The sequence below is a fragment of the Sorangium sp. So ce1014 genome, from assembly GCF_051521505.1.
Classification (GTDB): Bacteria; Myxococcota_A; Polyangia; order Polyangiales; family Polyangiaceae; genus Sorangium.
The window spans coordinates 5,163,188-5,177,271 of sequence record NZ_CP150356.1 but is presented as its reverse complement, the minus strand read 5'-3'; the positions used below and the strand labels follow the sequence as shown (position 1 = coordinate 5,177,271).

Sequence of the window (14,084 nt, the reverse complement as noted above, 5' to 3'; positions counted from 1 at the left end):
AGAGGGGAGAGACCGGGGCGAGATAGAGGTGGAGCGCGGTGTGGCCGGGTGAGCCGCTGGCCGCGCTGGCCGCGGACGAGCCGACGAACGACTGCTCGCGCCTTGCGCGCTGGCCTACCTGCGGCTTATGGTCACAGGATAAAGGATGAGCGCGAGCAGGGTTCGCGGGCCAGCATCCGGTGCCGGGGGTTCCTCGGGCACGCACTGAGAGAGAACGCATGAATCACTCGCGTCCGGCCGCTCCGAGGAGTCTACCTTCGCCGGACGTCCGTGAGCCGGGCGCGCCCGAGGAGGGGCATCGCGGCGACGCGTCGCCGGCGGAGACCGCGGTCGCACAGCCATTCGCGCCGACCGAGGATCCTGACGCACAGGAGGCCCAGCCCGATTCGCAGCTGGGCGTGACGGATCCGATCGCCATGTCGCAGGTCCGTGACGCGCTGAAGCAGCTGAGCCGCGAGCGCGGGACCGAGCCGCACGTGCTGCTCATCATCTACCACCGGCACGGCGCCGAGACGGTGCGGCTGACCGACGGGGTCGGGGTCGTCGTGGGTCGCGATCCGAGCGCCGACGTCGCGATCCCCGAGCGCAGCCTGTCGCGGCGCCACGCGCGCTTCACGTTCCAGAGCGGCGACGTGCTCATCGAGGATCTCGGCTCGACGAACGGCACCTTTCTGAGCGGGCAGCGCGTGGAGCAGGGCACCCTGAAGCCCGGCGACGAGGTGGTGCTCGGGGAGATCACGGCGTCGTTGCGCGTCATCGCGAGCGCCGAGCTGCCGGTGCTCAACCTCGACGCGCTGGACGGGCGCCGCGGCGCCCTGGAACGGAGAGAGCTGCCGAACGTCGACAACCTGATGGGCGGGCCGACGCCGGCGGGCGGCGTGCGCGCGGTCAACGACGAGGGGCTCGTGATGCGCAGCCCCGCGATGCGGCCGGTGCTCGAGACCGCCATGCGCCTCGCGCGCTCGTCCGCACCCGTGCTGCTCCAGGGCGAGTCGGGGACCGGCAAGGACGTGCTCGCGCGTCTGATCCACGAGGCCGGCCCGCGCCACAGGAAGCACATGGTCCGCGTCGGTTGCAGCGGCGTGCCCGCGCAGCTCCTGGAGAGCACGCTCTTCGGCCACGAGGCCGACGCCTTCCCGGGCGCCACCCAGGCGCAGGAGGGCGTCTTCGAGACGTGCGCGGGCGGCACCGTGGTGCTCGACGAGGTGGGCGATCTCCCGCCTTCCTCCCAGGCCGCGCTGCTGCGCCTCCTCGATACCGGTCGCATGAGCCGCATCGGATCGACCAGCGAGATCGAGGTGGACGTGCGGATCGTCGCGACCACGTACCGCGATCTCGAGGCGATGTGCGATGCGGGCACGTTCCGCTCGGACCTGCTCTACCGGCTCAACGCGGTGCCGCTGCGTATCCCTCCGCTCTGCGAGCGGCGCGAGGACATCGGGCCGCTGGCACAGCGCTTCCTCCGGCAGGCGAACGAAGCGCACCGGCGCAACGTGCGCTCGCTCGATCCGGAGACGCTCGCGCTGCTGGAGCAGTATCCCTGGCCCGGCAACGTGCGCGAGCTGCGCAGCGCCATCGAGCGCGCCGTCGTCATCGCGAGGGGAAACGTCATCACTGCGCTCGACCTGCCGGAGAGCATCAACGCCCTCGCGGCGCGCAAGCGCTCCACGCCGCCGCCGCCGGACCGGCCTTTCGTCGAGATCGCGCCGCCCAGCTCCGCGCCGATGATCGGGCTCAAGGCGCAGATGGACCGCCTGGAGGCCGAGATCATCCTCGAGGCCCTCCGCGCGACCAACGGCAACCTGGCGATGGCGGCGCGGCGGCTCAGGATGCCGCTGCGCACGCTCCAGGAGAAGATCGCCAGCCAGGGCCTGAAGCGCTCCGATTACCGGGACGGCCCGCCCTCGCGGTCGAAGTAGGACTCGAACGGGCGGAGCGCCGGCGGCTCAGCCTTCGTCCTCCAGCACCGCCAGGGCGGCGTTGCGCCCGCAGGCGCCGTGGACCCCGGCGCCGGGGTGCGCATAGGACGAGCCCAGGTAGAGGCCGCGGACCGGCGTTCGGTAGCGGAAGTAGGGGAACACCGGCCGGAAGAAGAGCTGATGCCGGATGTCGGCCGAGCCGCCGCCGAGATCGCCGCCGATGAGGTTTGCGTCCATCGCCTCCAGGTCGTCCGGCGCCCAGATCTTCCGGGCGAGGATCCGCTGCCGGAAGCCGGGGGCGAGCTCCTCGATCCGCGCCTCGATGCGGTCGGCGAAGCGCTCGCGCGAGGACGCCCAGCCGCCGTCGATGGAGGAGGGGACGCGCGAGTAGGCCCACAGGGTGTGGCGCCCGGCCGGCGCGCGGGTCGGATCGGCCAGCGACTGCTGCCCGATCACGAGGTACGGGTGCTCGGGGAGCGCGCCGGCGCGCACCTGCCGCGTGAACTCGGCGAGATCGTCGAGGCTGTCGCCCGCGTGCACGACCGCGGCGCGCGCGGCGTCCTCGTGGGACCACGGCGCCGGGCCGTCGAGCGCCCAGTCCATCTTGAAGGTGCCGAACCCCTGGCGGAACCGGCGCATGGCGCGCTGGACCCGGGCGGGGACGAGCTCTGCCGCGAGCAGGCGGAGGTAGAGCGTCGGCGCCGCGACGTCGGCGACGATCGCGCGGCGCGCGCGGATCTCCTCCCCGTCCGCGAGCCGGACCGCGGCCGCCCGTCCCTGCCTGGCGATGATCTGCTCGACCCGGGCGCCGCAGCGGAGGCTGCCGCCGCGCTCCTCGACGCGCCGGAGCAGGGCGCGCGTGATCGCGCCGGCGCCGCCCTCGGGCACCGCGAAGCCGCCGCTCGAGGCGAGCAGGGTGAGCATGAAGCCGACGATCGCGCCGCACGGATCCTCCGGGCCCACGTCGGTGTGGAGGGCGAGGCCGGGGATCACCCGCCGGGCCGCCTCGGTCCGGAAGGTGCGCGTCGAGAAGCCGCGGCCGCTCGAGAGGGCCACCTGCGCGAGGCGGAGCAGGTTGAGGGGCCCGAAGCGGAGCAGCGCCCCGAGGGCCGGCGGCGTGGCCAGGAGCGCGTTCAGCAGCCGCTCGCGTGTGGCCGCGTGCCAGCCGGCGATCCGGCGCCACGCGGGGCCGTCCTCGCCGAGCGACCTCGCCGTCGCGTCGACGTCCCGCGCGATCGAGGCGCAGGTCCCATCGGGCGCCGGGTGAGCGCTGTCGATCGGCGCGTGCCGCCAGACGAGGCCGGCCCCCGGCAGGTCGAGCGGCAGCAGCGCGGGGCTCGTCTGCCCGAAGGGGAAGAACGCCGCGCCGAGATCGTGGTGAAACCCCGGGAGCGTCACCTCGCGCGTCCGCACGGCGCCGCCCGGCTCCTGCTCGGCCTCGAGCACGAGCACCGAGAAGCCCGCGCGGGCGAGGTACGCCGCCGCGGCGAGGCCGTTCGGTCCCGCGCCCACCACGATCGCATCAGGGTCTCCGCTCTGCATCGTCGTCTGCGGCTCCTCAGCCCGCGAGCTGCGCGCTCGGCATGTTGCGGTTCGAGGCGATCGCCTGGCCATTGCGCCCCACGACGAGCACGCCGACGGCGATCACGTCCGGGAACATCGCGACGCCGCGCTGCGCGGCCCGGGCGGGCGCGACGCCGTCGGCGAGCCAGTCATAGACCGTTCGCGCGAGGAGGCGTCGCGCGATCTCCTCGCCGACCCCGGTCGCCGCCACCGCCCCGTGCGGGCCGGCGTAGATCCCCGCGCCCATCAGCGGCACGTCCCCGACGCGGCCGCGGAGCGAGTAGGTCGACCCACCCGTCGACGCCGCGGCGGCGAAGCGGCCGTGCGTGTCGCGCACGACGGCCCCGACCGTGTCGCACTCGACCGGATCGGCGTCGAAGTTCCAGAACCGCGTCGCCGTGAGCGCGTGGAACCGCGCCGCGTCGTTCGTGTAGTCGCTGTCTCCCCCGTCGCCGCGCAGCGCCGCGAGGGCGCGACCGTGCCTCTCGCGCGCCGCCTCGGTGACCGGATCGTGGTCGGCGAACCCGAGCCGGCGCGCGAACGCGGTCGCGCCGGCGCCGGCGATGATCAGGTGGGGCGTCTCCATCACCTTCGCCGCGACCAGGACGGGGTTCTTCACCCGCTCGACGCACGCGACGGCGCCGAACCGTCCATCGCTCGCCATCACGGCCGCATCCATCTCGATCGTCCGCCCGTCGAGGCGGAGGTTCGAGCCCGTCCCGGCGTTGAAGCGCGGGTCGTCTTCGAGGCGGGCGGTCGCCGCGATCGCCGCCGCGAGCGCCTCTCCGCCCGCGTCCAGCGCGCCGAGCGCCTCGTCGGCGGCCCTGGCGCAGCTGTCCGTGCCGTTCTGCGGCGCGGCCACCCCGCCGTGCGTGAGGATGACGTATTTCACGTCGTTCTCCTGCGCGTACCATGGCCACGCGCCGCCGCGAAGCCGGCCGGACGCGCAGCGGCCAGGACGGGGAGCCGTCGAGCGGGGAGCGCGGGGCCATCGAGCGGGGAGGCCGCGCGGCTCCCGGGCAGGGCCGCTGCGCTCGACACCCTGCCGCGCTCCTGATACGTCGCGCGCTCAGCCCGGAGCGGGGCCGGTGCCAGCTGACCGCCCGCTGCGGGGAGAGCGCGGCCAGGTCGAAGGCCGCCTGCGAAGCCGCCGAGCGAGGAGAGCAGAGACCGTGGCCAAGAACGAAGCGCCGAAGACCGCCATCACGCCCACGCGCAACGAGGACTACCCGGAGTGGTACCAGCAGGTCGTGCGCGCGGCCGACCTCGCCGAGAGCTCCCCGGTCCGCGGCTGCATGGTCATCAAGCCGTGGGGCTACGCGATCTGGGAGAACATCCAGCGCGAGCTCGACAGCATGTTCAAGGCGACCGGGCACAAGAACGCCTATTTCCCGCTGTTCATCCCGAAGTCGTTCCTCGAGAAGGAAGCGGAGCACGTCGAGGGGTTCGCGAAGGAGTGCGCGGTGGTCACCCACCACCGGCTCGTGCCCGGCCCCGGCGGCGGGCTCATCCCCGACCCCCAGGCCCGGCTGGAGGAGCCGCTCATCGTGCGCCCCACGTCCGAGACGATCATCGGCGCCTCGTTCGCGAGCTGGGTCCAGAGCTACCGGGATCTGCCGCTGCTCATCAACCAGTGGGCGAACGTCGTGCGGTGGGAGCTGCGGACGCGCCTGTTCCTGCGGACGTCGGAGTTCCTCTGGCAGGAAGGGCACACCGCGCACGCGAGTGAGGCCGAGGCGCGCGAGGAGACGCTGCGCATGCTCGGCGTCTACGCGACGTTCGCGCGCGACTTCATGGCGATGCCCGTCCTCGAGGGCCCGAAGACGGCGGGCGAGCGCTTCCCCGGCGCGGTCGACACCTACGCGATCGAGGCGATGATGCAGGATCGCAAGGCCCTGCAGGCCGGGACGAGCCACTTCCTGGGGCAGAACTTCGCCAGGGCGAGCGGCATCAAGTTCCAGACCAAGGCGGAGACCGAAGAGTACGCCTGGACGACGTCCTGGGGCGTGTCGACGCGCCTCGTCGGCGGCCTGATCATGACCCACAGCGACGACGACGGCCTGGTGCTCCCGCCGCGCCTCGCGCCCGCGCACGTCGTGATCCTGCCGGTTTACCGGGGCGACGACACGCGCGCCAAGGTCGACGAGTACATCGATGGGCTCGCGAAGGAGCTCCGGGCGCAGCGCTTCGGTGAGCGGCGTGTCGAGGTCGAGATCGATCGGCGCGACATCCGCGGCGGCGACAAGCAGTGGGAGTGGGTGAAGAAGGGCGTCCCCGTCCGGATCGAGGTCGGGCCGCGCGACGTTGACGGCGGTGTGGCCATGGTCATGCGCAGGGACCGCTCGCCGAAGGACAAGTCGAGCATGGCGCGCGCAGAGCTCACGGGGCGCATCACCGAGATCCTCGCCGACATCCAGGCGACGCTCTATGGGCGCGCGCTCGCGATGCGCGACGCGAACACGCATGTGATCAACAGCCGCGCCGATTTCGACGCGTTCTTCGCGTCGAAGGAGGGCAAGGAGTCGCAGGGCGGGTTCGCGCTGGCGCACTGGTCCGGCGATCCGGAGATCGAGACGGCGGTGAAGGACGCGCACAAGGTGACCATCCGCTGCATCCCGACAGGCGGGTTCGAAGGCGCGCCATGGGCCGACGCGGTGACCGGCGAAGGGACGTGCATCTTCACCGGCAAGCCCAGCCCGCGGCGCGTGGTGTTCGCGAAATCGTACTGAGCCGAGGCGCCCGCCGGCTCACCGGGCAGCCGCCGGTTCACCGGGCGCGCGCGGCGTCGCCGGCGCGCCCGGCGCCTCGCCGGAGAGGACGCCGCGCGCCCCCTCGGAGCAGCGGCGCCTCAACGGCCGAGCGCGGGGAGCACGTGCTCTGCCAGGATCGCGGGGAGAAGCCGCAGCTGCGCGCAGTGTCCGCCGGGGCCCGCTCCGGCGTAACCGCGCACGTAGAGGCTGCCGCCGTCGTACATCCGGGTGAGCCGCAGCGCGTCTCCCGCCTCGTCGTCGCCGAGGCTCGGTGCTCCGGGCGGCGCGCCGTCGCCGCTGGAGGTCACCGCGATGGGGCTCGCTCCGAGCTCGCGCAGCAGGAAGGTGGCCACCTCTTTCGTGGACGCGTAGCCGCTCGTCGGGATCTCGGTGTGCGTCAGGTAGAAGACGGGCGCGCCGCGCGCGGCGGCGTTCGCCAGGGCCACGTAAGGGGCAAGCTGGCCCTGCACGAGCGACGTCTGCCCAGGCATGTAGGAGCCATAGAGGGAGTCGAGCAGGATCAAGGCGTCGACGTGGCGGCTCCCGCGCTCGACGACCCTGCCGATCGCGCCCGACCCGGCGCTCCAGGACGACAGCACCAGGCGGCGTGCGCGCGCGCCCGCGATCCCGGCCGCAGCTCCGACCTCGCGGTCGATGGCCTGGAGCAGCGCGTCCCAGCCGCCGCCTTCGAGGGCGCGCGCGTAGGCGCTCGATCGGGTCCCCAGATCGACCCCGGCGATGACGAGCTCCAGGTCCCTGGGAGCCAGCACCTTTCGGATCGCCTCGGCGCCGTGAAAATGGACGAGCAGATCGTAGCCGCCGTCCGTCGAGATCGCGCGTGCCGGCGGGACGAGGAGCCTGCCCACCGGGAGGGGGCGCCAGCGCTCGTAGCCGCCGAAGCCGTGGTCGGCGAAGTCGCACCCCGCCTGCGCTTCGCGCTCGTCGAGCGCCATGTGCTCGGGCTCGCCACCCCTGGGCAGCGGCGACGGCTCCGCGGACGCGCTCGACGGCGCCGGGACCGGCGAGGCGCTGGGCTCCCGGCTCCGGCGCAACAGCAGGACGCTGCCCATGACGCCCAGGCTCGCTGCCAGGAGGAGCGCGTCGCGGAGCTGCCGCGTCCTGCGGCCGCTCAAGACCCGGGAGTGGTCACGGTCGGCACCCACTGCGTCGAGGGAGGCTTGCCCGGGGTTGGTTTGCGCATTCCCCCTGCGCGATGGGCAGGAGGAGCTCGTCATGCCCGAGCTCCTTTCCCGGCAACAGCTGCGGTTGGGGGATCATGACGCCGCGGCGCGCTCCTGGCCGAAATGCCGGGGCATCGGAGAGCTCGATCAAGTCTAGCATCCGGGCCCTGTAGGCGCGCTCTGTGGCGCTGCTTACGTGGGTGCGGCTCGGGAGGTGTCCTCGCCGCGCCGGGAGATCACGCGCCGGGCGGGACCGACTGTCCCCACAGCTGCTGGTAGATCTCGCTGAGCTTCTGGTGGGTCTCGGCCGTGAAGCCGTTGACTCCCTGATGGGGCCAAACGAAGCCGTCGCCCATGGCCTGATTGCACGAGAAGGAGATGAGCAGGTCGACCGGCGTGGGGTTGTTCGGCCGAATCATGGAAATGCCCAGGCCCGGGTAGAAGCAGTTGCCGCGGTCCGCGGTGAAGCTGCCCTCATCGCCGAAGATGTCGAGGATCTGGTCCTTGAGCTCCTCATCGCTGTCGCCGGTCGTGAGCTGACGCTGCTGGAGGATGACGAAGTTCTTGAAGCGGGGCTGAGCGGGGAGCACCGGTGTGCTCGCCGTCTGACCAGGGATGAGGTTGGGCGGGATCAGGCCGGGGAGCGCCTGCTGCAGCCCCTGGAGAGCGGCCTGGCCCATCTGCTGGAGCTCGGGCGGGATCCCCGGAATGAGGGTGGGGGCCTGGGTCGTCGTGGGCGTGGGGGCCAGCTCCTGCCCCTGGAGGCGGAGCACCGTGATCTGCGCCTTGTCCATCTCGTCGAACGGCGCGGAGCGGGCCGCGCAGCCGAAGACGAGGGGGGCGAGCAAGACGATGCCTGCGAATGTACGGGTGGTGAGGTTCATGTTCACTTTGACGGTCATCTAGCACGGCTATGCGCCGGAAGGTGAACAGCGACCGCACACGGAAGGCCCTCGCGCGGGTCCACCCCCGGGGGGGTCACATGGTGCTCGCGCCGAACTCGTAGAGCGCCCGGATCTCGATCAGGCGCGCCGTGATGTCGGCGCGCGCCACCGTGGCGATCCGCTGCGTGCCCACCGCCTCGACGCAGAACGAGGCCGTCGCCGTCGCGTGGAGCATGCCGCGTCGGAGCGCGAGCGGCGTGATCTCCGGCTGGCAAGCGAGGTAACCGATGAGCCCGCCTGCGAAGGCGTCGCCGGCCCCCGTCGGATCGACGACGTCCTCCAGCGGGAAGCCGGGCGCCGCGAACACGCCGTCCTCGTCGAAGAGCAGCGCGCCATGTTCGCCGCGCTTGATGATCAGCCGGCGCGGACCGCGGGACAGGATCTCCTTCGCGGCGCGCCGGATGTTGTACTTGCCCGAGAGCTGGCGCGCTTCCTCGTCGTTGACCACGAGCGTGTCGATGCGGCGCAGCATCGCCGCGACCGCCTTCGGCTCCCCCTCGATCCAGAAATTCATGGTGTCAGCGAGGACGAAGCGCGGCGAGCGGACCTGCTCGAGCACGTCGAGCTGGAGCGCGGGGTGAATGTTGCCGAGCAGGACGAAGGGCGTGTCGCGGTAGGCCTCCGGCAGCTTCGGCGCGAACGACGCGAACACGTTGAGCTGCGTGTCGAGCGTCGTGCGATGGATGAGATCGACGTCGTAGCGCCCGGCCCAGCGGAACGTCTTCCCCGCAGCGCGCTCGACGCCCTCGACGGCGATGCCCCGGGCGCGCATCGCCGCGAGCGTCTCCTCGGGGAAGTCGTCGCCGACCACGGCGACCGTGCGCACCGGAGCGAAGCACGACGCGGCGAACGACGAGTAGGTGGCCGAGCCACCCACGACGTTCCTTGCGCTGCCGGAGGGGAGCTCGAGGTCGTCGAAGGCCATCGAGCCAATGATGAGGATCGCGGAGGAGGTCGTCACAGAAGCCTCTTAGTCAGGTTGGCGCGCAGCCGCTAGCTGCGCGGTTCGTTTCAGCGACACCGTCGCCGCGCCCGTGTGGCCGGGCGAGGCGATGCCGGCCCGCTGCTCGCTGCCACGGAGAGGGCGCGGCGCCAGCCTTCGCCGGGGAGCACGCTCACTCCGCCTTCTGCCGAGGGCCGATGAGCCACTCGAGCCGCGCCTGTGCGTCGGGCGAGGTCGCGCCGGCCGAGGTCATGATGGATTTCTGCAGCACGTGGCGGGCCGGGCTCTGCGACACGTCGGGGAGGCTGTGGGCGAGGGCCTTCGCGACGTCCCGCGCGTGCACGATGTTGCGGTTCAACACGGCGATGACCGCCTCGACGCTCACCGCCTCCTCGGTCACGCGCCAGCAGTCGAAGTCGGTCGTGAGCGCGAGCGTGGCGTAGGGGAGCTCTGCCTCGCGCGCGAGCTTCGCCTCGGGCAGGTTGGTCATCCCGATGACGTGCGCGCCGAAGGACCGGAACATGTGGCTCTCGGCCCGCGTCGAGAACTGCGGGCCCTCGATGCAGACGTAGGTGCCGCCGCGGTGGACGCGCGCGGCGGTGGAGCGCGCGGCGTCGTGGACGGCGCTCGCCATGAACGGGCACACCGGATCGGCGAACGGCACGTGGGCGACCACACCGTCGTCGAAGAACGTCGAGGTCCGGCGCTTCGTGAAATCGATGAACTGGTCGACGACGACGAGGTCGCCGGGCTCGATCTCCTCGCGCAGCGAGCCAACGGCGCTCACGCTGAGCACGTGCGTTGCGCCGAGCATCTTCAGCGCGCAGATGTTCGCGCGGTAGTTGATCGTCGAAGGGGAGAAGCGGTGTCCGCGCCCGTGGCGCGGCAGGAAGAGGACGGTCGCGTCGCCGCCCTTGACCTGGCCCCGGAGCACGACGTCGCTCGGCAGACCGAAGGGCGTGGACACCGAGACCTCCTCGACGTCCTCCAGCCACCCCATCTCGTAGAGCCCGCTGCCGCCGATGACGGCGAGCACGTCGTGCGTCGCGCTGGTGCTCATCGCTCGAACCTCCTCTCCGCGAGCAACCGCTCGCAGAGCGACGCGCGCCGCTGGCGGCGGCACCGCTCGGCGAAGACGAGCGACCTCAGCTGCTCGTACGCGCGGTTGATCTCGTCGTTCACGATCACGTAGTCGAAGAAGCCGTAGTGCTCGATCTCCCCCTTCGCGTTGCGGAGGCGCCGGAGCGTCGTCTGCTCGTCCTCGGTGCCGCGGCCGCGCAGGCGCCGCTCGAGCTCGGCGAGCGACGGGGGCAGGATGAACACGGCGACCGCCTCGGGCAGGCTCGCCTTGATCTGCCTCGCGCCCTGGTGGTCGATGTCGAAGAGGACGCCGCGCGCCGTGGCGCGGGCGATCTCGATCTCCTTCAGGCTCGTCCCGTAGAGGTGATCGTGCACGCGGGCCCACTCGGCGAACGCGCCGATGCGGATCATCTGCTCGAACGTGCTCGGGTCGACGAAATGGTACTCGCGGCCGTCGACCTCGTTCGGGCGCGGGCGCCGCGTCGTGTGAGAGACCGAGAAGCGCAGGTCGGGGAACTCGCTGCGCAGCCTCCCGCAGAGCGTCGTCTTCCCGGCGCCGGACGGGGACGACACGATGAGGAGGAGGAAGTCGTCACTGAGTGCTTCGGTCGACATGCTCTCCTGTCACTCGATGTTCTGGACCTGCTCCCGCAGGCGTTCGAGCTCCACCTTCATCGCCACGACGTGATGGGAGATGGCGGCGTCCTGCGCCTTGGAGCCCAGCGTGTTCGCCTCGCGTACCATCTCCTGAAGCAGGAAGTCGAGCCTCCTTCCGCAGGGGTCGCCGCCCGGCGCCGCGAGCGCGCCGCCGAACTGGTCGAGGTGGCTCCGGAGGCGGGTGACCTCCTCGGTGATGTCGCTGCGCTCGGCGAGCAACATCACCTCCGCCTCCATCCGCGTCGCCTCGAAGCCAGCCTCGACCCCCTGGAGCAGGCGCTCGACGCGCTCGCGCAGGCGCCGCCGGAGCGCCTCGCGCGCGTCGTCGGCGCGCGCTACGACCTCCGAGGCGAGCGCGCGGAGCGTCGCCACGCGCCCGCGCATGTCGCAGGCGAGCGTCTCGCCCTCGCGGTGACACATGCCCTCCATCGCGTCGATCGCGCGCTCGATCGCGACCTTGAGCGCGGCGCGGACGGCGGCGATCTCGTGGCCGCCGGCGGGCGCGAAGAGGTCCGGCACGGCGCAGAGCAGCGAGAGCGGCACGTCGGCGCCCGGCGCGAGCTCGTCGCGGAGCTCGGCGAGCGCGAGGAACGCCGCGCGCGCCTTCGACTTATCGAGCGTGCTCGGGGCCAGCACAGCCCCCTCGGTGCGCACGATGATCTCGATGCGGCCCCGGCGCAGCCGCTCGCGCGCCACCTGCTCGGCGAACATTGTCAGATCGACGAGCTCACGCGGGAGCCGCGCGCGCACATCCAGGAAGCGCTGGTTCACCGAGCGGATCTCGGCGACCACGCGCCCTTCGGTGAGCGAAGCGTCACCGAGCCCGAAGCCGGTCATGCTCCGCACGAGCCGCCCCGCTCTACCTAGCTCGCCTGAGGCCCGGTGTCCGAGGCCGCCTGGGCCTTGGGCAGCGGAACCTTGCCACAGGTGACCGTGGCCGACGCGGCCGCGGGGCCCTTCTCACGGAGCGTCCGCAGGTACGTGACGGTGGGGGCGATGCCGTCCTCCCAGCGCACGCGGGGCTCGTACCCGATGAGCTCGGACGCGCGCGAGATGTCGGCGAGCGAGTGGCGGATGTCCCCCGCGCGGGCCGGGAGGTGCTCGATGGCGACGTCTCGCCCGAGGGCCCGCGAGATCTCCTTGCAGAGCTCGTTCAGCCCGATCCGGCGACCGCCGGCGATGTTGATGATCTCGCCCCTGAACTTCTTCGGCGACGTCGCGCCGAGCAGGTTCGCGGAGACGGTGTTCTCGATGAAGCAGAAGTCGCGCGTCTGCTCCCCGTCGCCGAAGATCGGGATCGGCCGGTTCTGCAAGGCGGCGTCGACGAACCGCGGGATCGCCGCGGCGTAGGCGCCGTCCGGCGTCTGGTTCGGCCCGAAGACGTTGAAGTAGCGCAGGCTCAGCGTCTCCAGGCCGTAGATGCCCGCGAAGACCTTCATGTAGTGCTCGCAGGCGAGCTTCGTGACCGCGTACGGCGACAGCGGCATCGGCTCCATGCCCTCGTGCTTCGGGAGGACGGGCGTCTCGCCGTACGCGCTGGAGGACGCGGCGAAGATCACGCGGCGCACGCCCTGCCGGCGCGCGACGTCGAGCACCGTGACCGTGCCGCCGACGTTGACGGCGTTCGACTCGACCGGCGTCTCCACGCTGCGCGGGACCGAGCCGAGCGCGGCCTGGTGGAGGATGACCTCGACCCCCTTTGCCGCCGCCGCGACCGCCGCCGCCTCCCGGATGTCCCCGGTGATGCGCTCGATCAGCGACTGGTGCGGGAGCCCGTCGAGGTTCTCCCACCGGCCCGTCGCGAGGTTATCGAGGACGCGGACCCGCTCCCCGGCGGCGGTCAGCGCCGCGACGAGGTTGCTTCCGATGAACCCGGCACCGCCGGTGACCAAGTAGCGAGGCGTGGACATGTGCGTGCTCCCCAGCGGGCGCCTACTTCTTCTTGAAAAGGTTGTCGAGCTTGGAGCGCGAATCCGCGATGCGCTTCGAGTTATCTTCCGGTACGCCGTTCTTGAACGTGAAGAAAGTACAATAGTTCGCGCTTTCCCGATCCGGGATGTACTCGGCGATGTGCTCTTTGCACTGATTATGCGCGGCCGGGTCCCAGTTCTCGCAGTTCTTGCAGCAGTGGAGGTCGACACCGCAATGGGGGCAGGTGTCCGCGCGCTGGAGCTTCACCTCGAAGATGAGCTCGTTCTTGCATTTATGACAGAAGTGCCGCTTCGCCTCGACCTTGGGAATCCAGCTCATGATGTCCTCCGGTACCACGACGGAGCCCGATCTGGCAGGCGGAACGTTCCACACGGGGAATGGTCGCAGGCAGTGCGCTCCTGTCCTACAGAAGCATTCCTGTGGAACGGGCGCCGCGGCGCGGTTCGGGCGAGGTCTCGCTGGATCCGACGGACGTCAGGGGCGGCCTGCTCGCTCTGCGGCGAGCTCGTCCGCCTGGCGCCGGCGGCTACAGCAGCCCCTTGCGACGCTGGATCTCGCCCATGACCCGCTGGTACTCGACCTCCCAGGTGCGGGAGCCTTCCTGCACGTGGCGGAGCTTGCCGCGCACCTCGGTGTCGAGCGCCTCGTCCATCTCGAGGTACTTCCGCAGGATGGGCCTCATCCGGCGCCGCAGGTCGTGGTCCTCGACGAACACCTCCCCGACGTTGTTCGAGTGCATCAGCATCTCGAGCAGCTGGTCGAGGAGATAATCCATCGTTTCCTCGCCGATCTTGATCCCCTTCTGCTCCGCGGCCAGGCGCTTGACCCGGTTGAACTCGCCCTGGGGCAGCCCGCGTGCCTGAAGGATCTCTTTCGCCCGCTCGGTCGCTTCCCGCTCGGCGTGCAGGTAGCTCGTGAATACCGACTCGACGTCGAGCGCGACCTCTTTTTTCGACTCGACTTCGATGTCACGGTTGTCCACGAGCGCGCGGACGATTTCTTCTGTGAGAGGAGTAATTTTGCCGCTAAAGAGGCGCATCCAACGTCCGTAGCTGGAGGAGCGGTCGAACTGGCTCCCCCGTGCAGGGGTTCATTCACGGGGCGTGCCCGGCTCA

Annotated in this window: 13 protein-coding genes; 2 read left to right on the top strand and 11 right to left on the bottom strand. The window is 71.4% G+C overall.

Features of this window, described 5'->3' with window-relative positions; translation table 11 throughout:
* Window positions 1–218: 218 nt before the first annotated feature.
* Window positions 219–1,919, top strand: coding sequence for a sigma 54-interacting transcriptional regulator (locus WME75_RS19690; RefSeq protein ID WP_437493046.1), 1,701 nt, complete (start codon window positions 219–221; stop codon window positions 1,917–1,919).
* A gap of 27 nt (window positions 1,920–1,946) precedes the next feature.
* On the opposite strand, the gene WME75_RS19685 is transcribed toward WME75_RS19690, so the two are convergent.
* Window positions 1,947–3,461 (bottom strand): phytoene desaturase family protein, encoded by a 1,515-nt coding sequence (locus WME75_RS19685; RefSeq protein WP_437493044.1) that lies wholly within the window; start codon window positions 3,459–3,461, stop codon window positions 1,947–1,949.
* Between the two features lie 16 nt (window positions 3,462–3,477).
* Window positions 3,478–4,374 (bottom strand): isoaspartyl peptidase/L-asparaginase, encoded by an 897-nt coding sequence (locus WME75_RS19680; protein ID WP_437493042.1) that lies wholly within the window; start codon window positions 4,372–4,374, stop codon window positions 3,478–3,480.
* Window positions 4,375–4,654: 280 nt separating this feature from the next.
* Here WME75_RS19680 and proS point away from each other — a divergent pair, with 280 nt between their 5' ends.
* Entirely contained in the window at window positions 4,655–6,211 is a 1,557-nt protein-coding gene (gene proS, locus WME75_RS19675) for a proline--tRNA ligase (RefSeq protein WP_437493041.1), read from the top strand.
* A gap of 119 nt (window positions 6,212–6,330) precedes the next feature.
* On the opposite strand, the gene WME75_RS19670 is transcribed toward proS, so the two are convergent.
* From WME75_RS19670 to WME75_RS19630, 9 genes are all read right to left on the bottom strand, one after another.
* Entirely contained in the window at window positions 6,331–7,365 is a 1,035-nt protein-coding gene (locus WME75_RS19670; protein WP_437493039.1) for a hypothetical protein, read from the bottom strand.
* Between the two features lie 284 nt (window positions 7,366–7,649).
* The gene (locus WME75_RS19665) at window positions 7,650–8,315 is read right to left on the bottom strand and encodes a hypothetical protein (protein WP_437493037.1); all 666 of its coding nucleotides are present in this window, start codon (window positions 8,313–8,315) and stop codon (window positions 7,650–7,652) included.
* A 76-nt stretch (window positions 8,316–8,391) separates the two neighbouring features.
* Window positions 8,392–9,318 carry a PfkB family carbohydrate kinase gene (locus WME75_RS19660; protein WP_437493035.1) on the bottom strand — a complete coding sequence of 309 codons (927 nt, stop codon included), beginning with the start codon at window positions 9,316–9,318 and terminating at the stop codon, window positions 8,392–8,394.
* A gap of 154 nt (window positions 9,319–9,472) precedes the next feature.
* On the bottom strand, window positions 9,473–10,360 hold the full coding sequence (gene mtnP, locus WME75_RS19655; RefSeq protein ID WP_437493033.1) for an S-methyl-5'-thioadenosine phosphorylase: 888 nt from the start codon (window positions 10,358–10,360) through the stop codon (window positions 9,473–9,475).
* The gene (gene gmk, locus WME75_RS19650; RefSeq protein ID WP_437493031.1) at window positions 10,357–10,995 is read right to left on the bottom strand and encodes a guanylate kinase; all 639 of its coding nucleotides are present in this window, start codon (window positions 10,993–10,995) and stop codon (window positions 10,357–10,359) included. Before gmk ends, mtnP begins: the two co-directional genes overlap by 4 nt.
* Before the next feature lie 9 nt (window positions 10,996–11,004).
* Window positions 11,005–11,874, bottom strand: coding sequence for a YicC/YloC family endoribonuclease (locus WME75_RS19645; protein WP_437494872.1), 870 nt, complete (start codon window positions 11,872–11,874; stop codon window positions 11,005–11,007).
* 26 nt (window positions 11,875–11,900) lie between these two features.
* Window positions 11,901–12,947, bottom strand: coding sequence for an SDR family oxidoreductase (locus WME75_RS19640; protein ID WP_437493029.1), 1,047 nt, complete (start codon window positions 12,945–12,947; stop codon window positions 11,901–11,903).
* A gap of 22 nt (window positions 12,948–12,969) precedes the next feature.
* On the bottom strand, window positions 12,970–13,287 hold the full coding sequence (locus tag WME75_RS19635) for a hypothetical protein (RefSeq protein ID WP_436618698.1): 318 nt from the start codon (window positions 13,285–13,287) through the stop codon (window positions 12,970–12,972).
* 208 nt (window positions 13,288–13,495) lie between these two features.
* Entirely contained in the window at window positions 13,496–14,008 is a 513-nt protein-coding gene (locus WME75_RS19630) for a DUF507 family protein (RefSeq protein ID WP_437493027.1), read from the bottom strand.
* Between the last annotated feature and the right edge of the window lie 76 nt (window positions 14,009–14,084).